The organism is Streptomyces macrolidinus, assembly GCF_023887685.1.
In the GTDB taxonomy this organism is placed as follows: Bacteria; Actinomycetota; Actinomycetes; order Streptomycetales; family Streptomycetaceae; genus Streptomyces; species Streptomyces macrolidinus.
The window spans coordinates 1-20,392 of sequence record NZ_JAMWMR010000036.1; the positions used below are offsets into that span (position 1 = coordinate 1).

Genomic DNA, 20,392 nt, shown 5'->3' on the forward strand with positions numbered 1-20,392 from the left:
CAGCCCCGCCCCCACGCTGTACCCGGTATGAGCGAATACCGCGTCGAGCACGACTCCATGGGTGAAGTGCGGGTCCCCGTCCACGCCAAGTGGCGGGCGCAGACCCAGCGGGCCGTGGAGAACTTCCCCATCTCCGGGCAGCGGATCGAGCGCGCCCATATCGAGGCGCTCGCGCGCATCAAGGGCGCCGCCGCCAAGGTCAACGCGACGCTCGGCGTGCTCGACAAGGATCTGGCCGAGGCCGTCCAGGCCGCCGCCGCCGAGGTCGCCGAGGGGCGCTGGGACGAGCAGTTCCCCATCGACGTCTTCCAGACCGGGTCCGGGACGTCGTCCAACATGAACACCAACGAGGTCATCGCCAGCCTCGCCAGTGAGCGCCTCGGCCGCGAGGTCCACCCCAACGACCATGTGAACGCGTCCCAGTCCTCCAACGACGTCTTCCCCTCCAGCATCCACATCGCGGCCACCGCCGCCGTCACCCGCGATCTCATCCCGGCCCTGGTGCATCTCGGCGCCTCCCTCGCGCGGAAGGCCGACGAGTTCGCCGACGTCGTGAAGTCGGGACGGACGCACCTCATGGACGCCACGCCCGTCACGCTGGGGCAGGAGTTCGGCGGCTACGCGGCCCAAGTGCGCTACGGGGTCGAGCGGCTGAAGGCCTCGCTGCCGAGGCTCGCCGAGCTGCCGCTCGGCGGCACGGCCGTCGGGACCGGGATCAACACCCCGCCCGGGTTCTCCGCCGCCGTCATCGCCGAGGTCGCGCGGGTCACCGGGCTGCCGCTCACCGAGGCCCGTGACCACTTCGAGGCGCAGGGCGCCCGGGACGGGATCGTGGAGACCAGCGGGCAGCTCCGGACCATCGCGGTCGGGCTGACCAAGATCTGCAACGATCTGCGCTGGATGGGTTCCGGGCCGCGGACCGGGCTCGCCGAGATCGCGCTGCCCGATCTCCAGCCCGGCTCCTCGATCATGCCCGGCAAGGTCAACCCCGTCGTGCCCGAGGCGGTCCTCATGGTCGCCGCCCAGGTCATCGGGAACGACGCGACCATCACCGCCGCCGGCGCGTCCGGCAATTTCGAGCTGAACGTCATGCTGCCGGTCATCGGCAAGAACGTCCTGGAGTCCGTCCGGCTGCTCGCGAACGCCTCCCGTCTGCTCGCGGACCGTACGGTCGACGGCATCGTCGCGCACCGCGAACGCGCCCGTGAGTACGCCGAGTCCTCGCCCTCCGTGGTCACGCCGCTCAACAAGTACATCGGGTACGAGGAGGCCGCCAAGGTCGCCAAGAAGGCGCTCGCGGAGCGCCGGACGATCCGTCAGGTCGTCCTGGACTCCGGGTACGTGGAGCGCGGCGACCTCACGCTGGAACAGCTCGACGAGGCGCTGGACGTCCTGCGGATGACACATCCGTAGCCGCTCGCGCAACCCCTCGCGTCACTCCACCCGCACCCGACGCGCACCGTGACATCCGCCGCAGCGCTGTGTGCCCGGGGCACCTAATATCGCTGCATGACAGAGGGCGGAACGGTGAGACGAGTGCAGACGGGCGGACCTGTGGCGCACTGGGCCCCGGGGGACCAGATCCTGTGGCGGTACCGGGAGAACGCGGGCCCGCGCTTCCATATCGCGCGCCCCGTGACCGTCGTCCGCGACGACGCCGAACTGCTCGCCGTCTGGCTCGCCCCCGGCACCCAGTGCGTCAAGCCCGTCCTGCTCGACGGGACGTCGCCGCACGCCGAGCCGCTGGAGTCCCGCTACACCAAGCCGCGGACCACCCAGCACGACCGCTGGTTCGGCACCGGTGTGCTCAAGCTGGCGCGGCCCGGCGAGCCCTGGTCGGTGTGGCTGTTCTGGGAGCCGGGCTGGCGGTTCAAGAACTGGTACGTCAACCTGGAGGCGCCGCTTGCCCGTTGGGCGGGCGGGGTCGACTCCGAGGACCACTTCCTGGACATCTCCGTGCACCCGGACCGCAGTTGGGGCTGGCGCGACGAGGACGAGTTCGCCCAGGCCCAGCGGGACGGTCTGATGGACGCCTCGCTCGCCGAGCGGGTCAGGGAGGCGGGACGGTCCGCGGTGGAGGTGATCAGCGCCTGGGGGCCGCCGTTCTCGGACAACTGGCAGCACTGGCGTCCCGATCCGTCCTGGACGGTGCCGCCGCTGCCGGATGACTGGGACCGTACGCCCGCGTACATGACCTCGTGAGACCCTTGTTGCGCCCCCGCGGTACAACCGTAGGATCGTCGTCCGCAAGGATGCACGAGAGCAACTCCCGCAGTATGTGCCGAGCTTGACCATACGTCACCGAGGGGCAGCAGGACGTGAGCGAGGAGTACGAGGGCCACACCGGGGCGGCTCCCGGCCGCCCGGCCGGCGGACCAGGGACCGCCTGTGACCGCGCGGGAATTCCGTTCCCCGAGCACGTATTGCGGGTATCGGCATTTCTGCGGGACGAACTGCACGCACGGCGCGCAGCCCCGGACGGATGGATTCGACAGGCGTGACGGAGCACCCGGCCTCCCACGAGAGCCCCCAGGGCGGAGGGCCCGCGGACCCCCGCGGGGCGCTCCTGCATACCCAGAACCCGCTGCCCGCGGCGTTACCGGCGCAGACCCGGCCGGAGGACGCGCCCGCCGGGCCGCTGCAGTGTGCCGAGCACGAGCCGTCCGGGGCCCAGGGCGGTACGTCCGCCCCGCCGCCCGAGGCCGACGGCACCGAGCATTCCCAGCCGGCCGTCCACGAGCCCGGCGCGCACCGCCCGCGCCCCGTCTCCGAGGGCATTCCGGCCCAGCAGAGCGGCGAGGGGGACCGTCCCGGCGGCCCGCCCGGCGGCAAGGACCGGCGCACCGGCCAGACGCCGCCGAACGGCCCGATGCCCATGCGGCGCGACGGGGACCGGCTGCGCTTCGTGGGCGCCGCGACGCGGCGGATCGCCCGCGGTATCGACCTCGACGAGATCGTGATGGGCCTGTGCCGGGCCACCGTGCCGACGTTCTCGGACGCGATCCTCGTCTATCTGCGCGATCCGCTGCCGGTGGGCGACGAGCGGCCCACGGGGCCCCTGGTGCTGCGGCTGCGGCGGACCGACCGGATCCCGCAGGACCGGGATCTGGAGGACGGGATCCTGCCGGTGCCCATGCCGGAGACCACGGGTCTCGCGGCGCGCAGCAACGAGCTGTGCGAGGTGCGGCCCGGTGGCGCGCTCGCGGAGGTGCTGCGCGGGGTGCGGCCGGTGTTCGCGGACGCTCCCGCCGCCCGTGCCGCGCTGCCCGAGCTGCTCGGCGACGACCTCGCGATCCCCGCGGGCCGGCGCGCGATCCTCGCGCCGCTGCGCGGTCGCCGCCGGGTCATCGGCGCGGCGCTGTTCCTGCGCAGCCCCGAGCGCCGGGCCTTCGAGTCGGACGACCTGCTGGTCGCGGCGCAGCTCGCCACGCACAGCGCCCTCGGCATCGACAAGGCGGTGCTGTACGGGCGGGAGGCGTACATCGCGGACGAGCTGCAGCGGACGATGCTGCCGGAGACCCTGCCGAACCCGACGGGCGTACGGCTGGCGTCCCGCTATCTTCCGGCCGCCGAGACCGCGCGGGTCGGCGGTGACTGGTACGACGCCATTCCGCTGCCGGGCAGCCGGGTGGCGCTGGTGGTCGGTGATGTCATGGGGCACTCCATGACCTCCGCCGCGATCATGGGGCAGCTCCGGACGACGGCGCAGACGCTCGCGGGGCTCGACCTGCCGCCGCAGGAGGTGCTGCACCACCTGGACGAGCAGGCCCAGCGGCTGGGCACCGACCGCATGGCGACGTGCCTGTACGCGGTGTACGACCCGGTGGCGCACCGCATCACGATCGCCAACGCGGGCCATCCGCCGCCGGTCCTGCTGCATCTGGGCGGTCAGGCCGAGGTGCTCCAGGTCCCGGCGGGTGCTCCCATCGGCGTGGGCGGGGTGGACTTCGAGGCGGTGGAGCTGGACGCGCCGGCCGGGGCGACCCTGCTGCTGTACACCGACGGTCTTGTCGAGTCGCGGCTGCGGGACGTGTGGACCGGTATAGAGCAGTTGCGGGAGAAGCTCGCCGCGACGGCCCGGCTCACCGGCCTTGATCACGCGCCGCCGCTGGAGGCGCTGTGCGACGAGGTCCTGGACATGCTCGGTCCCGGCGACCGCGACGACGACATCGCGCTGCTCGCGGCCCGCTTCGACGGGATCGCGCCGAGCGATGTCGCGTACTGGTTCCTGGAGCCCGAGGACGCGGCGCCGAGCAAGGCCCGGCGCCTGGCCCGCAGGGCGCTCGCCCGCTGGGGCCTGGAGGAGCTGACGGACTCGGTGGAGCTGCTGGTCAGCGAGGTGGTGACCAATGCCGTGCGCTATGCGTCACGGCCGGTCACACTGCGGCTGCTGCGCACCGATGTCCTGCGCTGCGAGGTCGGCGACGACGTGCCGCAGTTGCCGCGGCTGCGGCAGGCGCGGGCCACGGACGAGGGCGGGCGCGGGCTCTATCTGGTGAACCGGCTGGCCCGGCGCTGGGGCGCGACCCGGCTGAGCACCGGGAAGGTGGTCTGGTTCGAGCTGAACCGGGGCTGAGAGGGTACCCGTCCAGGAAGACCGGAGCCGGTGGCCTGAGGTCGGAGGCGCACCGGGGTTGGACTCTGTCCAGAAGTTGCCGTTATCAGATCGGCGGAGTTGACTGCTGAGGTGAGCGAAGCGACCTGACCGACTCCTCGTCATGACGGGAGGACGCTCGTGGCCCACACACCGCAGCAGATCCCTTACACGACCAGCAACTCCGGAATCCCGGTCGAGAGCGACGAACACTCGCTGACCGTGGGCTCCGACGGCCCGATCCTGCTCCAGGACCACTACCTGATCGAGAAGATGGCCCAGTTCAACCGGGAACGGGTCCCCGAGCGGGTGGTGCACGCCAAGGGCAGTGGCGCGTACGGGATCTTCGAAGTGACCAATGATGTCAGCCAGTTCACCAAGGCCGACCTGTTCCAGCCCGGGAAGCGTACGGAGATGCTGGCGCGCTTCTCGACCGTGGCCGGTGAGCAGGGCTCCCCCGACACCTGGCGCGACCCCCGTGGCTTCGCGCTGAAGTTCTACACGGAGCACGGGAACTACGACATGGTCGGCAACAACACGCCGATCTTCTTCGTCCGTGATCCGCAGAAGTTCCAGGACTTCATCCGCTCCCAGAAGCGCCGCCCCGACAACGGGCTGCGCGACAACGACATGCAGTGGGACTTCTGGACCCTCTCCCCCGAGTCCGCGCACATGGTGACGTGGCTGATGGGGGACCGCGGTATCCCGAAGACGTACCGCAACATGAACGGGTACTCCTCGCACACCTATATGTGGGTCAACGGGGGCGGCGAGCGGTTCTGGATCAAGTACCACTTCAAGACCGACCAGGGCATCGACTTCCTCACCCAGGAGGAGGCCGACCATCTCGCGGGCGAGGATCCCGACATCCACCGCCGCGACCTCTTCCACGCGATCGAGCGCGGTGAGCACCCGTCCTGGACGGCCTATGTGCAGGTGATGCCGTTCGACGACGCGCCGGACTACCGCTTCAACCCGTTCGACCTGACCAAGGTGTGGCCGCACGGCGACTACCCGCTGATCGAGGTCGGCCGGATGACCCTGAACAAGAACCCGGAGGACTACTTCGTCCATATCGAGCAGGCCGCGTTCGAGCCGTCCAACATGGTGCCGGGCATCGGCCCGTCGCCGGACAAGATGCTGCTCGGCCGGCTCTTCTCGTACCCGGACACGCACCGCTACCGCATCGGCCCCAACTACGCGCAACTGCCGCCCAACCGGCCGCACTCGCAGGTGCGCTCGTACGCCAAGGACGGCCCGATGCGCTACGAGCCCGCGCGCACCGGCGCCCCGTACGCGCCCAACTCGTACGGCGGCCCGGACGCGGACACGGACCGGTTCGGCGACATCGCGGGCTGGCGGACGGCCGGTGAGATGGTCCGCGAGGCCAGCGAGCTGCGCCGCGAGGACGACGACTTCGGCCAGGCGGGCACGATGGTCCGCCAGGTCCTGGACGACGCGGCCCGCGACCGGCTGGTCTCCAATGTCAGCGGCCATCTGAAGAACGGTGTCTCCCGGCCGGTCCTCGACCGCGCGCTGCAGTACTGGCGCCAGGTCGACAAGAAGCTGGGCGACCGCATCGCGCACAACGTCAACGGTGGCTGAACGCTTCCGCTGTCGAGAGGCGAGAGCGCCCGGTGGCCGAGCCACCGGGCGCTCTTGTGTCACTCCTTGCCGTTCGGCCTGACCGGGTCGAGCGGGTCGTCCTCGGTGGACGTCGGCGGGGGCTCCGGCGTCGTCGGCTCGTCCGTCGTCGGGGTGTCCTCGGGCGGCGGTGCCTGGGTGGTCGGGGTCGTCGCGGGGGCGCTCGACGGCGGCTGGGTCGTCGGCTCCTGTGTGGTCGGCGTCGTCGACGGGGTGATCTCCTGCGACGGCGTGGTCGTCGGCGTCGTGGTCGGCCGGAACGCCGCGCCCTGCGTGGTGTCCAGGTCGAACTTGCGGACCTCGCCCATCGCTTCGAAGGTGTACCCGGCCCAGATCTGCGCCGGGTATCCACCGCCGTTGATGCGGCCCTTGCCCGGGATGAGGCCCGTGGCACCGGTCAGGGAGACCTGGTTGTACGGCGGCTTCGGGTTCTCGCCGAACAGTCCGACCGAGGTGACCAGACCCGGCGTGTAGCCCGTGAACCAGGCGGACTTGTTGTTGTCGGAGGTACCCGTCTTGCCGGCGACCTGCTGGCCGTCGCGCTGCGGGTTGTCCCGCACCGACGTCCGGGCCGTACCGTCGTCGACCACGCCGGTGAGCACCGAGGTCACCGTGTCGGCGGCCTCGCGGCTGATGACCTGGTCGCCGATCGGGTCCGGGAGGTCCACCTCGCGGTCCTTGTGCTCGGCGGAGGCGAGGATCGCCGGGGTGACCTTCTTGCCGTGGTTGTCGAGGGTCGCGTAGACGCCGGCCATCTCCAGCGGGCTCGCGCCCATGGAGCCGAGGGTCTGCGCGGGGACGGCCGGCAGGCCCTTGGTGTCCATCCCGAGCGACTTCGCGACCTTCAGCACCTCGTCCATGCCGACGTCGATGCCCATCTGCGCGAAGACGGAGTTCACGGACTTGTTCATCGCCGTCTGGACGGTGATGTCGCCGTAGTCGACGTCGTCCTCGTTCGGCGGGGCGAAGCCGACCGAACTGCCCTTGACCGGGCGGCGGCTGGTGCCGTCGTAGACGGTGTTCGCGTTGATCGGCCGGCCGTCCTGCGTCTTGGCCTCCTCCTCCATGGCGGCGGCGAGGATCACCGGCTTGAAGGTGGACGCGGGCTGGAAGTCGCGGCGGGTCGCGTTGTTGACGTAGTGCTTGACGTAGTCCACGCCGCCGTAGAGCGCGAGGACCTTGCCCGTCTTCGGGTCGACGGACGCGGCACCGGCCTGGACGTTGCCGTCGACCGGGCGCTCCTTCGGGTCCAGCTTGCTGGTGAGCGTGTCCTTGACGGCCTGCTCGAGCTGGGTCTGCTTCTTCTTGTCGATGTTGACCGTGATGGTCCAGCCGCCCGCGTCCACCATCGCCTTGGCCTCGTCGAGGGTGGCGGCGGTGCCCTGGGCGACGAGCTGCCGCTTCAGTTCCGCGTTGGCCGCCTCCACGAGGTAGCCGGTCTGCCCCTCCATCCCGGGCGCCGGCTTCGGCTCCTTGGGCACCGGGAACGTCATGGACTGACGCTTGCCCGCGTCCAGCCAGTGCTGGCCGACCATGTTGTTCAGGACGTAGTTCCAGCGGTCCTTGACCAGCCGCTTGCCCGTGTCACTGGCGACCGCCCAGTCGTACTGGCTCGGCGCCTGGAGCAGCGCTGCCAGATACGCGCCCTCCTCGACCGAGAGGTCCTTGGCGTCCTTGTGGTAGTAGGCCTGCGCGGCGGCCTGGATACCGAAGGCGCCGCGGCCGTAGTAGCTGGTGTTGATGTAGCCCGCGAGGATGTAGTCCTTGGACTTCTGGCGGTCCACCTTCAGCGAGATGACCAGTTCCTTCAGCTTGCGCGAGACGGTCTGGTCCTGGGTGAGGTAGTAGTTCTTGACGTACTGCTGCGTGATCGTCGAACCGCCCTGCGCGCCCTTGCCTGACAGGGTGTTGAGCACACCGCGCGTCGTGCCCTTCAGGTCGACGCCGGAGTCCGTGTAGAAGCTCTTGTTCTCGGCGGCGACGAAGGTGCGCTGCACATCCTTGGGGATGCTGGAGAGGTCGACGTTCTCGCGGTTGACCTTGCCGTCGCGGGCGAGCAGCGAGCCGTCGCTGTACTTGTAGACGTTGCTCTGCTTCTGCGCGGCGGCGTTGCCCGCGGGGATGTCGATCATCATGTACATCACGACGAACGCACCCATGACGAGCAGCACGAACCCGAACAGTGATCCGAGGACGGTCTTCCAGGTGAAGAACCTGCGTATGCCGCCCCTGCCGCTCTTGCCGTTCCCGGGCGAGCGCTGGGGCGCCGCGCGACGGCCGCCCCGCTGCCGCGCTCGTCTCTCGTCCGCTCGTCCCATCAGTCGCTCGCTCCGCTCCGCTCTCGTGGGTCACGCGTGGCACGTGGCTCAGGTCAGCTCAGAAAGCTAACACCGCGCGCTGTGACAAAGAGGTCTCGATCCCGCCTTTTACGGACGTGACAATCAGCACCCGCTCTACCGGAACCGACGTTCGGGAGGGGTGGAAGGTTGCCGACTCGGGGTAAAGTGATATCACTTAGCTAGACACACGCTAGTCCACGAATCGGGGGGTACCACCCATGTCGTCACAGGACGCTGCCGCCACCACCGACATACCCGCGCGGCCCGCTCCGCGCGTCCAGGAGTTCCAGGCGCACAGCATCGGCGGCGGACTCGCGCTGCTGCTCGGACTGCTCGGACTGGCGCTGAGCACCGTCCTGCTGGTCGTCGCCTCCCTGATCTCCGCACCGGGCGGCAAGGCCGCGCTGATCACGCTCGGCGTCCTGGTCGGTGTCGCCGCGCTGCTCTCGATGTGCGGACTGAACATGGTCGCGCCCGGTGAGGCCCGGGTCGTCCAGCTCTTCGGGCGCTACCGGGGCACGATCCGGGAGGACGGGCTGCGCTGGGTGAACCCGTTCACGTCCCGTACGAAGATCTCGACGCGGGTCCGCAACCACGAGACCGCCGTCCTCAAGGTCAACGACGCCTACGGGAACCCGATCGAGCTGGCCGCGGTGGTGGTCTGGAAGGTCGAGGACACCGCGCAGGCCACGTTCGAGGTGGACGACTTCCTGGAGTTCGTCTCCACCCAGACCGAGGCGGCCGTGCGGCACATCGCCATCGAGTACCCCTACGACGCCCACGACGAGGACGGGCTCTCGCTGCGCGGCAACGCGGAGGAGATCACCGAGAAGCTCGGCGCCGAACTGCACGCGCGCGTGGAGGCCGCCGGGGTGCAGATCATCGAGTCGCGCTTCACGCATCTCGCGTACGCTCCCGAGATCGCCTCGGCGATGCTCCAGCGGCAGCAGGCCGGAGCGGTGGTCGCCGCCCGGCGCGAGATCGTCGACGGCGCGGTGGGCATGGTCGAGGCGGCGCTCGCCCGGATCTCCGAGCAGGGCATCGTGGAGCTGGACGAGGAACGAAAGGCGGCGATGGTGTCGAACCTGATGGTGGTGCTGTGCGGGGACCGCGCGCCGCAGCCCGTCCTCAACACGGGATCGCTGTACCAGTGACGGATTCCGCCGGGGGTCCGGCCCCCAAGCGTCGGCCGCAGCAGCGCAAGCAGGTCCTGCTGCGGCTGGATCCGTCGGTGTACGACGCACTCGCGCGCTGGGCGTCGGACGAACTGCGCTCGGCCAACGCCCAGATCGAGTTCCTGCTGCGCAGGGCCCTGTCCGACGCGGGACGCCTGCCACGCGACACGAAGCCGATCCCCCGCCGGGGCCGCCCGCCGACTCCGAGGGACCCCGAGGCGTGACCCGCAACCCGTAACCCGTAACCCCACTGGCCGGGCTTCGGCCCGGCCTCCCCACTTACCGACCCTCCCCCCTCCCCCCTCTCACCAGCGATAACGCACGCCGGAATGCTCTATACACCCCCTGTATACACGCCATGTATACGCCGTGTGTAGGGTGCTCGCATGTCCATCGGTCACACCCTTCTGGGTCTCCTGGAGTCCGGGCCGCGCCACGGTTACGACCTGAAGCGCGCCTTCGACGAGAAGTTCGGTCACGACCGGCCGCTCCACTACGGCCAGGTCTACTCGACCATGTCCCGCCTGCTGAAGAACGGCCTCGTCGAGGTCGACGGGATCGAGGCGGGTGGCGGCCCCGAACGCAAGCGGTACGCCATCACCGAGGCCGGCATCACGGATGTCGAGCGGTGGCTGGCCACCCCCGAGAGGCCCGAGCTGTACCTCCAGTCGACCCTCTACACCAAGGTCGTCCTGGCTCTGCTCACGCACCGCGACGCCGCCGACCTCCTCGACACCCAGCGTTCGGAACACCTGCGCACCATGCGGGCCCTGACCGACCGCAAGCGCAAGGGCGACCTGGCGGACCAACTGATCTGCGACCACGCCCTGTTCCATCTGGAGGCCGACCTGCGGTGGCTGGAACTCACCGCCGCACGCCTCGACAAGCTCCGTGAGGCGGTGGCCCGATGACTCCTCCCCCCGGCTCCCTGCTGACCGCCGAGAACCTGTACAAGGCCTACGGCCCGACGAACGCGCTGGACGGCGCGGGCTTCTCCATCCACCCCGGCGAGGTCGTCGCCATCATGGGCCCCTCCGGCTCCGGCAAGTCCACGCTGCTGCACTGCCTGGCCGGGATCGTCACCCCCGACTCGGGCACGATCACCTACGACGGCCGGGTGCTGTCCTCGATGTCCGACACCGAGCGCAGTGCGCTGCGCCGCTCGGAGTTCGGGTTCGTCTTCCAGTTCGGCCAGCTCGTGCCCGAGCTGACCTGTGTGGAGAACGTGGCCCTGCCGCTGCGGCTGAACGGCACGCCCCGCAAGGAGGCCGAGCGCACCGCGCTGTCCTGGATGCAGCGGCTGGAGGTCGACGACCTGCGCGGGAAGCGGCCGGGCGAGGTGTCCGGCGGCCAGGGCCAGCGGGTCGCCATCGCCCGCGCGCTGGTGACGGGCCCGCGCGTGGTGTTCGCCGACGAGCCGACCGGCGCGCTCGACTCCCTCAACGGCGAGCGTGTGATGGAGCTGCTCACGGAGGCCGCCCGGTCCACCAATGCCGCCGTCGTGCTCGTCACGCACGAGGCGCGGGTGGCCGCGTACTCCGACCGCGAGATCGTCGTACGCGACGGGAAGTCCCGGGACATGGAGCGCGCCGTATGAACGTGCGCCAGTGGGCCCGCGATCTGCGCATGGGGGCCAGGTTCGCCTTCACCGGCGGGCGAGAGGGCTGGATCCGGGTACTGCTGACGGCCGTCGGTGTCGGACTCGGCGTGGCGCTGCTGCTGCTGACGACCGCGGTCCCGAGCGTGCTGTCGGCACGGGACCAGCGGTCCGACGCCCGCGCGGACTACCCGGACCGCTACGGCCACGAGCAGCCGGCCAAGGCCGACGACACCCTGCTGATCGCCAAGCTCGACACGACGTACCACGACCAGGACATCCGCGGCCGGCTGGTGCAGCCCGACGGGCCGCGGGCCACGCTCGCACCCGGTCTGACGAAGTACCCCGCCGCCGGTGACATGGTGGTCTCCCCCGCGCTGAAGGAACTGCTGGAGTCCGGCGAGGGCAAGCTGCTGCGCGAGCGGATTCCGTACCGGGTGGTGGGGACGATCGGCGAGAGCGGACTGGTCGGCTCCCGGGAACTCGCCTACTACGCCGGTGCGGACGACCTGGACCAGCACCGCGACAACTGGCAGGTGGCGCGGCTCGACGGGTTCGGCGGCACGGAGCAGATGTCGGAGCGGATGGACCCGGTACTGATCCTGCTGGTCGTCGTCGTCCTCGTGGCGTTGTTGATGCCGGTGGCCGTGTTCATCGCCGCGGCCGTGCGGTTCGGCGGAGAGCGGCGCGACCGCAGGCTGGCCGCGCTGCGCCTGGTCGGCTCCGACAGCCGGATGACCCACCGGATCGCGGCGGGCGAGGCGTTGGCGGGTGCGCTGCTCGGCCTCGTCTTCGGCACGGTCTTCTTCCTGATCGGCCGTCAGGCCGTCGGCTCGGTCGAGATCCAGGGCATCAGCGTGTTCCCCGGCGACCTCAACCCCACGCCCGTACTGGCGGCTTGTGTCGCGCTCGCCGTCCCGGCCGCGGCGGTGCTCGTCACCCTGTTCGCGCTGCGCGGGGTGGTCATCGAGCCGCTCGGCGTGGTCCGTACGGCCAAGCCCGCGCGACGCCGGTTGTGGTGGCGGCTGCTGCTACCGCTGGTCGGACTGGCCATGCTCTACCCGATGTTCGGCCAGGGACGGGACAACGGGGACTTCAACAAGCTGCTGGTGATCGGCGGTGTCCTGCTGCTGCTGGCCGGTGTGACCGCGCTGCTGCCCTGGTTCGTGGAAGCGGTCGTCGGGCGTCTCGGCGGGGGCGGGGTGGCCTGGCAACTGGCCGTACGGCGCCTGCAGTTGAGCAGCGGATCGGCGGCCCGCTCGGTGAACGGCATCGCGGTCGCGGTGGCGGGCGCGATCGCCCTGCAGATGTTCTTCGCGGGCATCGAGAGCGACTACACCTCGCAGACCAGGTACGACCTCGACCGGGCCCAGATGTCGGTGACCATCCCGGCCGGCACCCCGCTCGCCCCGGTCACCGAGAAGTTCGCCGCCGTCAAAGGCGTGCGGAAGGTCACGGCGCTCGGTGTCGGCAGTGCGGGCGACAAGAGCTGGCGCACCGGCGAGGGACCCGACAACATGGCCCAGATCGCCATCGGCGACTGCGCGGCGCTGCGCGATGTGGCAGCCCTTCCCTCCTGCCACGACGGTGACGTCTTCGCCCTCGACGTGAGCTGGAACGACGAGGACACCAAGGCGTTGGCGAAGCCCGGCCGGACGCTGCACCTGGGCGACTCCGAGGTCTCGGGCAAGGCCCTCGACGTGAAGTGGACGGTGCCGCAGGGCCTGAGGCACGCCCGTGCCGTCAAGGACGCCAACGGCATGGAGCGCGGCGGCTTCCTGATGACACCGAGCGCGCTGCCTGCTCAGGCCGTCCGGGCGATCAGCGGAGAGTTCTACCTCTCCCTCGACGAGTCCGTGCCGGACGTCAAGGAACGCGTACGCAACGCGGCGTTGGCCGCGGACCCGTTCGCGAACATGACGGTGTGGACGTCCAGCGAGGAGTCCACGAAGTTCGTCGCCGTCCGCAAGGGTCTGCTCGTCGGCGCCACGTGTGTGCTGCTGCTGATCGGCGCGAGCCTGCTGGTGTCGCAGTTGGAGCAACTACGCGAGCGCAAGAAGCTGTTGTCCGCGCTGGTCGCCTTCGGCACCCGGCGGCGCACACTGAGCCTGTCGGTGCTGTGGCAGACGGCCGTCCCGGTCGCGCTGGGCCTGCTGCTGGCCTCGGTCGTGGGGCTGACGCTGGGCATGGTGCTGCTGAAGATGTCGCGCACGCCGCTGAGCGTCCACTGGTCGAGCGTGCTGAGCATGGCGGGCATCGGCGCGGGGGTCGTCCTGCTGGTGACACTGCTCAGCCTGCCGCCGCTGCTGCGGCTGATGCGCCCGGACGGGCTGCGGACGGAGTAGCGGGACGGCCGGGTGTGTGGGCCCTGGTCCGGGCTCGCACACCCACCTCGTCAGGCCGAGGCCTCGATGTCGCACACCCGTACGGGCAAGGACCGGAGCGCTTCGCGGAGCGCCGCGGCCAACTCCTCGTACTCCGCGCCACGCGCGGCGCCCGCACGCATGGCGAGGGCGATACGGCGGGCCGGGGCCGGGGCCGCGAAGGAGCCGGTGAGCAACTGGTCGCTGCGGGTGGTCTCGACCTTCAGGGCGGTACGGGGCAGCAGAGTGACGCCCAGTCCGCCCGCGACGAGTTGGACGAGGGTGGACAGCCCGGCGGCGGTCGTGGACACCGGCGCGTCCCGCCGCCCCGCCTCCCGGCAGATGTCGAGGGCCTGGTCACGCAGGCAGTGCCCCTCGTCCAGAAGCAGCAGATTCAGCTCGCGCAGGGCTTCGCGGGGTATGCCCTCGCGTCCTCCGAGCCGGTGGCCGGGCGGCGTGACGAGGACGAAGTCCTCGTCGAACAGGGGGAGTTCGACGACGCCGGGCATCCCGATAGGCACGGCGAGCAGCAGCAGATCGAGGCGCCCGGTGGTCAGCCCGTCGAGGAGGCTGCCGGTCTGCTCCTCGTGGACCTGGAGGTCGAGCTGCGGATAGCGGTCGTGCACGAGCCGCAGGACGGTCGGCAGGAGGTACGGGGCCACGGTCGGGATCACGCCGAGCCGCAGCGCCCCGGTGAAGGGCGCCCGGACGGCCTCGGCCTCCTCCATGAGCGCGCCGACCTCCTTCAGCACCGCCTTGGCGCGGACGGCGAGGCGCTCACCGGCGGGCGAGAGGAGCACCTTGCGGGTGGTGCGTTCCAGGAGAGTGACACCGAGCACATCCTCCAGGGCGGAGACGGCGCTCGACAGCGCGGGCTGGCTCATCCCGATGGCCGCGGCGGCGTCCCGGAAGTGGAGGTGGTCGGCGACCGCGGAGAAGGCGCGCAGTTGGGCGAGAGTGGGCTGTTGACGGCGCCCGCCGGTCCTGGGCCCTGCCATGGCGTACTCCTTCGACACAGTCACTACACACAGTCACTGATAGACGTGACCGATCAACACGACCGAGTGTAGCTATTTCCCGAATCAATTCCGCTGTGTCAGGATCGCTGTAGTCCAACCCATAGAAACACCAGGTGACCGGTGTTTCTGCGCTGCAAGGAGAGCACGTGCTCACTGTCGGTGACAAGTTCCCTGAGTTCGATCTGACCGCTTGCGTCTCGCTGGAGAAGGGCAAGGAGTTCGAGCAGATCAACCACAAGACCTACGAGGGCAAGTGGAAGATCATCTTCGCCTGGCCGAAGGACTTCACCTTCGTCTGCCCCACCGAGATCGCCGCCTTCGGCAAGCTGAACGACGAGTTCGCCGACCGTGACGCTCAGATCCTCGGCTTCTCCGGCGACTCCGAGTTCGTGCACCACGCCTGGCGCAAGGACCACGCCGACCTGCACGACCTGCCCTTCCCGATGATGGCGGACTCGAAGCACGAGCTGATGCGCGCCCTGGGCATCGAGGGCGAGGACGGCTTCGCGCAGCGCGCGGTCTTCATCGTGGACCAGAACAACGAGATCCAGTTCACCATGGTGACCGCCGGTTCCGTCGGCCGTAACCCCAAGGAGGTCCTGCGGGTCCTCGACGCCCTGCAGACCGACGAGCTGTGCCCGTGCAACTGGAAGCAGGGCGACGAGACCCTCGACCCGGTCGCGCTCCTGGCCGGTGAGTGAGCATGTCGCTCGACTCCCTCAAGTCCGCCGTCCCGGACTTCGCCAAGGACCTGAAGCTCAACCTCGGCTCGGTCATCGGTAACTCCGACCTCCCGGCGCAGCAGCTCTGGGGCACGGTGCTGGCGACCGCGATCGCCTCGCGCTCGCCGATCGTGCTGCGCGAGCTGGAGCCCGAGGCGAAGGCGAACCTCTCGCCCGAGGCGTACTCGGCGGCCAAGTCCGCCGCCGCCATCATGGCGATGAACAACGTCTTCTACCGCACGCGTCACCTGCTGTCGGACCACGAGTACGGCACGCTGCGCGCAGGTCTGCGGATGAACGTCATCGGCAACCCGGGCGTCGACAAGGTCGACTTCGAGCTGTGGTCGTTCGCGGTGTCGGCGATCAACGGCTGCGGGATGTGCCTGGACTCGCACGAGCAGATCCTGCGCAAGGCGGGCATGCCGCGCGAGACGATCCAGGAGGCCTTCAAGATCGCCGCGGTGATCCAGGCCGTCGGCGTCACGCTGGACACGGAGGCGGTCCTCGCGGAGTAGTCCGCGACCGTCACGCGACGGACCCCGTCCACCTCACGGTGGGCGGGGTCCGTTGCTGTCTGTACGGGGCGGTGGTCCGGGGCGAGCCGCGGCCCCGGGGCCTTACGCCGGAGTCCCGTCGGACGACGGCGCGTCCTCGGACGTGGACCGCGTCTTCCCGGTGGCCTCCGCGACCGCGGGCCGCGGTGTCCCCGGCTCCGCGGGCTCCGCCGCACCCTCGGCCCCCTCGGCCCCCGCTGCCGCCGTGGTGGCCGCGTACGAGCGCAGATAGCCGACCACGGTGTTGGTGACCGCCACCAGAGGCACCGCCACGACCGCGCCCCCGATGCCCGCGACCATGCCACCGGCCGTCACCGACAGGACCACCGCCAGCGGATGCACGCGCACCGCGCGGCCCAGGATGAACGGCTGGAGGACATGCCCCTCGATCTGCTGGACGGCCAGCACCACGATCAGGGTCATGATGGCGGTGAACACGCCCTGGGTGACCAGCGCCACCACCACCGCCAGTGCGCCCGACGCGACCGCGCCCACCAGCGGGATGAACGAGAACAGGAAGATGAACACGGCGAGCGGCACCGCCATCGGGACATGCAGGAAGTAGATCCCCACGCCGATGAAGATCGCGTCGATCAGCGCCACGATCACCGTGCCGCGCACATAGGCGGTCAGCGTGCGCCACGCCCGCGGGCCCGCGCCGGCCACGCCGGGGCGCGCCGCCGCCGGGACCAGCTTGAGCGTCCACTGCCAGATGCGCTTGCCGTCGTACAGCAGGAAGAGCGTGGAGAACATCGTCAGCAGGATGGCCGTCAGCGCCTCCACGACGACCGTCACGCCCTCCAGACCCGCCGACGTGATCTGCTCGGTGTTCGCGCCGACCGCGTTCCGCAGGTTCTTCGCGATCTGGTTGACCTGCTTGTCGGTGACATGGAAGGGGCTGTTCAGCAGCCATCGGCGCAGCTCGTCGATGCCGTCCTGGATCTGCCCGGACAGCGAGTCGATGTTCTCCATCACCTGCCAGGTGACGAACCACCCGATCAGGCCCATGACGACGAAGCCGAAGACCGCCGTCATCGCCGTCGCCAGCCCGCGCGGCACGCCGTAGCGGGTCAGGCGGGCCACGGCCGGTTGCAGGAGTGCCGTGATGAGCAGCGCGGACACGAAGGACAGCACCACGAGCTGGACGGCGCTGATGACGCGCATCAGCATCCAGACCGTGCCCGCGAGCACCAGGAGCCGCCAGCCCGCCTCGGCCGCCACCCGCATGCCCCAGGGCACCGCCTCGACGGGCTGCGGGCGCCGCGGTACATCGGGGGCGTACGCCGGGGGCGCCGGGACCTGGTCCACGGGCGGGGTCGGCGCGGGCTCGTCGTGTTCCTTCTCGACCTCGGCGCGGCGCTCGTCCAGCCGCTCACCCATCTGGGTGAGGCCGGCACCGACCCGGCCGAGCCACCCTGGCACTTGTGACATGATCCGTCCTCTTCCCCCGTGTCCCCGGGTGCTGCTCACCACTCCCCCCTGGAAGTCGTCCGCTCCGACCGTACATGGCCGGGGCCGGAGATCGGGAACAGCCGAAGCCCCTCTCCGTCAGACGGCGAGGGGCTTCGTGAGGTTGAGTGGCCGCGCGAGGGCAGGCTCCTCCTGGCTCAGTACCAGTGGTTGGCCTGCCAGAACGACCAGGCGCCGCAGGGGCTGCCGTAGCGGCCGTTCATGTAGTTGAGACCCCACTTGATCTGCGTGGCGGGGTTGGTCTGCCAGTCGGCTCCGGCGGAGGCCATCTTGGAGCCGGGCAGGGCCTGGACGAGACCGTAGGCGCCGGAGGAGGCGTTGGTGGCGCGGTAGTTCCACGTGGACTCGTGGTTCACGATGTTGCTGAAGCACTGGAACTGTCCGGCCGGCACGATCTGGCGCGCGATCGCCTGTACCTGAGCGACGGTGTACGAGCTCTGGACGGGGATGCTGGAGGCGTCGGCGGTGGCGCTGGTGGAGGTCAGCTTCTCGCGCTCGGCGTCGCGGCTGGCCTTCTCCTTGGCGGCCTTCTCGCGGGCCTTGGCGTCCGCCTCGGCCTTCTTGGCGGCCTCCTGCTTGGCGATCGCATCGGCAGCCGCCTGCTTGCGGGCCGCTTCCTCGGCGTCCTTCTTGGCGCTCGCGTCCGCGGCGATGGCCTGGACGTCGGCCTGCTGCGTCAGGGACGCCGTCTGTACCTGGGCCTGCTGTCCGGCGGGGATGTCCGCGAGGAGAAGCGTCGAGTCGCTCGCCATCGCCTCGGCGTCGTTGTTCTGTGCGGTGCTGCCCGAGGCAACGCCGACGACGCTTCCGACAGCGGTGACCGCCGTGGCCGAGACCACTGCGAATCCCCGGACCGAAATGCGGCTCACACGGTTTCCTTCCAGCATCGTCCGCTTCGGTGACCCTGGCGGACGCAATCGTGCCCCTGACGCTGGCCTCCCCACTACTGGGTCACGGGAGGCACGGGCCCGGTGGCAACTCCCTTGGCGGGAGCGCTGCGTGGTGCTCGGGCGGCATACGACGGCGCTATGCAGTTCTGGTAATTCAGTTGCGCGCTACCGCTGGGGGTACCGCTGTGCCGTATGCGGGGCCTGACAGGATGGAGACTCTGCCGCAACCTGACGCCGCGTGGCAATTCCGAGTTGCGTGTGAAAGCTCACACGCCTCTCACCCCAGTGGATTACGCGAATCCCTCACATGCGAAGGCGCCGCCCGGCTAGGCTCTCCACCTTTGCCGAACGGCGCCAACTGGCGAGTAACCGCCACCTCTTGGGCATGTGCCTCAGATCGGAACGTCTTCGAGCATCTCCGTCACCAACGCGGCGATCCTGGACCTCTCGGACCGGGTGAGGGTGACATGCGCGAAGAGCGGATGCCCCTTCAGCTTCTCCACGACCGCGACCACACCGTCGTACCGCCCCACCCGCAGATTGTCCCGCTGGGCCACGTCATGGGTCAGCACCACACGGGAGTTCGCCCCGATCCGGGACAACACCGTGAGCAGGACGTTCCGTTCGAGCGACTGGGCCTCGTCCACGATCACGAAGGCGTCGTGGAGCGAGCGGCCCCGGATATGGGTGAGCGGAAGGACCTCCAGCATCCCGCGGGCCGTGACCTCTTCGATGACCTCGCGGCTGGTGACCGCGGACAGCGTGTCGAAGACCGCCTGTGCCCAGGGGCTCATCTTCTCGGCCTCGGTGCCCGGCAGATAGCCGAGTTCCTGCCCGCCCACCGCGTACAGCGGCCGGAAGACCATCACCTTCTGATGCTGCCTGCGCTCCAGCACCGCTTCCAGGCCCGCGCACAGCGCCAGCGCCGACTTGCCCGTACCGGCCCGGCCGCCCATCGACACGATCCCGACGTCCGGGTCGAGCAGCAGATCGAGAGCTATGCGCTGCTCCGCGCTGCGGCCCTTGATGCCGAACGCCTCCCGGTCCCCGCGCACCAGGCGGACCCGGCCCTCGGGGGTCACCCGCCCCAGCGCGTTCCCCCGCTCCGACTGGATGGTCAGACCGGTGTGCACGGGAAGGTCCGCGGCCTCCGGGACATGGACGTGCCCGTCCTCGAAGAGGATGTCCACCTGGTCGCCGGACAGGGTCAGCTCGGACATCCCGGTCCAGCCGGAGGAGTCCGTGACGGCCAGCTCCGCCCGGTACTCCTCGGCGAGGAGACCGACGGAGGACGCCTTGATCCTGAGCGGCAGGTCCTTCGACACGACGGTGACGTCGAACCCCTCGGCCTGGAGGTTGCGGGCCACCGCGAGGATGCGGGAGTCGTTGTCCCCCAGGCGGTAGCCGGTGGGCAGCACGCTGGGGTCCGAGTGGTTCAGCTCGACCCTCAGGCTCCCGCCGAGGTCACCGATCGGGATGGGCGCGTCGAGGCGGCCGTGCCGAAGGCGGTAGTCGTCCAGCAGACGCAGGGCCTGCCGGGCGAAGTAGCCGAGTTCGGGATGGTGCCGCTTGGCCTCCAGCTCCGTGACCACGACGATGGGGAGCACGACCTCGTGCTCGTCGAAGCGGCTCAGGGCGTTGGGATCGGCCAGCAGGACGCTGGTGTCGAGAACATAGGTGCGCCGATCTGGCTTGTGGCGCTGTGTGCTGGTCACCACGGAAGGACGTACCCCCTCGGATGAGGTCGGGGAGCGACGAGGAGGACCTGGACCGGTCGCCGGCCGCGACGCACGGACCGGAAGCCGGCCCTCGGCCGTTTCCTCCGTGCAGTGACCACACGGTCGCGCTGGTGCAAAGGGCCTCCCGGGCAGGCGGCCCCTGCCGCCCGCTGAGATACGACACCCGTGGTTCGGGTGTCGACCTGTCTAGCCTTATGCCCTTGAACGAGCGCTGCCATGCCACGGCGCACGACGGCGCGCCGGTGAACTCCTCGTGACATCCGCCGCCGGAGGGACGGCGGGCCCC

16 protein-coding genes are annotated in these 20,392 nt (G+C 70.1%); 11 read left to right on the top strand and 5 right to left on the bottom strand.

Going from position 1 to position 20,392, the window contains the following annotated elements; translation table 11 throughout:
* The first annotated feature begins 27 nt into the window (after positions 1-27).
* From NGF19_RS27205 to NGF19_RS27220, 4 genes are all read left to right on the top strand, one after another.
* Positions 28-1,413: a class II fumarate hydratase gene (locus NGF19_RS27205; RefSeq protein ID WP_252428262.1), complete on the top strand. Its 1,386-nt coding sequence runs from the start codon at positions 28-30 to the stop codon at positions 1,411-1,413.
* Between the two features lie 96 nt (positions 1,414-1,509).
* The gene (gene fomD, locus NGF19_RS27210) at positions 1,510-2,202 is read left to right on the top strand and encodes a cytidylyl-2-hydroxypropylphosphonate hydrolase (protein WP_252428214.1); all 693 of its coding nucleotides are present in this window, start codon (positions 1,510-1,512) and stop codon (positions 2,200-2,202) included.
* 280 nt (positions 2,203-2,482) lie between these two features.
* Positions 2,483-4,576, top strand: coding sequence for a SpoIIE family protein phosphatase (locus NGF19_RS27215; RefSeq protein WP_252428215.1), 2,094 nt, complete (start codon positions 2,483-2,485; stop codon positions 4,574-4,576).
* A gap of 159 nt (positions 4,577-4,735) precedes the next feature.
* Positions 4,736-6,199 (top strand): catalase, encoded by a 1,464-nt coding sequence (locus NGF19_RS27220; RefSeq protein WP_252428216.1) that lies wholly within the window; start codon positions 4,736-4,738, stop codon positions 6,197-6,199.
* Positions 6,200-6,258: 59 nt separating this feature from the next.
* Here NGF19_RS27220 and NGF19_RS27225 read toward each other — a convergent pair whose 3' ends face one another.
* Complete coding sequence (locus NGF19_RS27225) at positions 6,259-8,556, bottom strand: transglycosylase domain-containing protein (protein WP_252428217.1); 2,298 nt, start codon at positions 8,554-8,556, stop codon at positions 6,259-6,261.
* A 239-nt stretch (positions 8,557-8,795) separates the two neighbouring features.
* Between NGF19_RS27225 and NGF19_RS27230 the strand changes: the two genes are divergently transcribed.
* The 5 genes from NGF19_RS27230 to NGF19_RS27250 all read left to right on the top strand — a co-directional run bounded on the left by NGF19_RS27230 (position 8,796) and on the right by NGF19_RS27250 (position 13,694).
* Entirely contained in the window at positions 8,796-9,731 is a 936-nt protein-coding gene (locus NGF19_RS27230) for an SPFH domain-containing protein (protein WP_252428218.1), read from the top strand.
* Positions 9,728-9,976 (top strand): type II toxin-antitoxin system antitoxin, encoded by a 249-nt coding sequence (locus NGF19_RS27235; RefSeq protein WP_252428219.1) that lies wholly within the window; start codon positions 9,728-9,730, stop codon positions 9,974-9,976. Before NGF19_RS27230 ends, NGF19_RS27235 begins: the two co-directional genes overlap by 4 nt.
* Before the next feature lie 162 nt (positions 9,977-10,138).
* Positions 10,139-10,663 (top strand): PadR family transcriptional regulator, encoded by a 525-nt coding sequence (locus NGF19_RS27240; protein WP_252428220.1) that lies wholly within the window; start codon positions 10,139-10,141, stop codon positions 10,661-10,663.
* A complete protein-coding gene (locus NGF19_RS27245) occupies positions 10,660-11,349 on the top strand; it encodes an ABC transporter ATP-binding protein (RefSeq protein ID WP_252428221.1) in 690 nt (229 codons plus the stop codon). Before NGF19_RS27240 ends, NGF19_RS27245 begins: the two co-directional genes overlap by 4 nt.
* Positions 11,346-13,694 (top strand): ABC transporter permease, encoded by a 2,349-nt coding sequence (locus tag NGF19_RS27250; RefSeq protein WP_252428222.1) that lies wholly within the window; start codon positions 11,346-11,348, stop codon positions 13,692-13,694. Before NGF19_RS27245 ends, NGF19_RS27250 begins: the two co-directional genes overlap by 4 nt.
* Before the next feature lie 50 nt (positions 13,695-13,744).
* Here NGF19_RS27250 and NGF19_RS27255 read toward each other — a convergent pair whose 3' ends face one another.
* Positions 13,745-14,710, bottom strand: a complete 966-nt coding sequence (locus NGF19_RS27255; RefSeq protein ID WP_252428223.1) for a LysR substrate-binding domain-containing protein — start codon at positions 14,708-14,710, stop codon at positions 13,745-13,747.
* A gap of 167 nt (positions 14,711-14,877) precedes the next feature.
* Here NGF19_RS27255 and NGF19_RS27260 point away from each other — a divergent pair, with 167 nt between their 5' ends.
* Positions 14,878-15,432, top strand: coding sequence for a peroxiredoxin (locus NGF19_RS27260; protein ID WP_252428224.1), 555 nt, complete (start codon positions 14,878-14,880; stop codon positions 15,430-15,432).
* Positions 15,433-15,434: 2 nt separating this feature from the next.
* Positions 15,435-15,968, top strand: a complete 534-nt coding sequence (locus tag NGF19_RS27265; RefSeq protein ID WP_252428225.1) for an alkyl hydroperoxide reductase — start codon at positions 15,435-15,437, stop codon at positions 15,966-15,968.
* Positions 15,969-16,070: 102 nt separating this feature from the next.
* On the opposite strand, the gene NGF19_RS27270 is transcribed toward NGF19_RS27265, so the two are convergent.
* From NGF19_RS27270 to phoH2, 3 genes are all read right to left on the bottom strand, one after another.
* Positions 16,071-17,438, bottom strand: a complete 1,368-nt coding sequence (locus tag NGF19_RS27270) for an AI-2E family transporter (protein WP_252428226.1) — start codon at positions 17,436-17,438, stop codon at positions 16,071-16,073.
* Positions 17,439-17,614: 176 nt separating this feature from the next.
* The gene (locus NGF19_RS27275; RefSeq protein WP_505016636.1) at positions 17,615-18,346 is read right to left on the bottom strand and encodes an aggregation-promoting factor C-terminal-like domain-containing protein; all 732 of its coding nucleotides are present in this window, start codon (positions 18,344-18,346) and stop codon (positions 17,615-17,617) included.
* 413 nt (positions 18,347-18,759) lie between these two features.
* Complete coding sequence (gene phoH2 / locus NGF19_RS27280; RefSeq protein WP_252428228.1) at positions 18,760-20,085, bottom strand: RNA 5'-3' helicase PhoH2; 1,326 nt, start codon at positions 20,083-20,085, stop codon at positions 18,760-18,762.
* Positions 20,086-20,392: the final 307 nt, after the last annotated feature.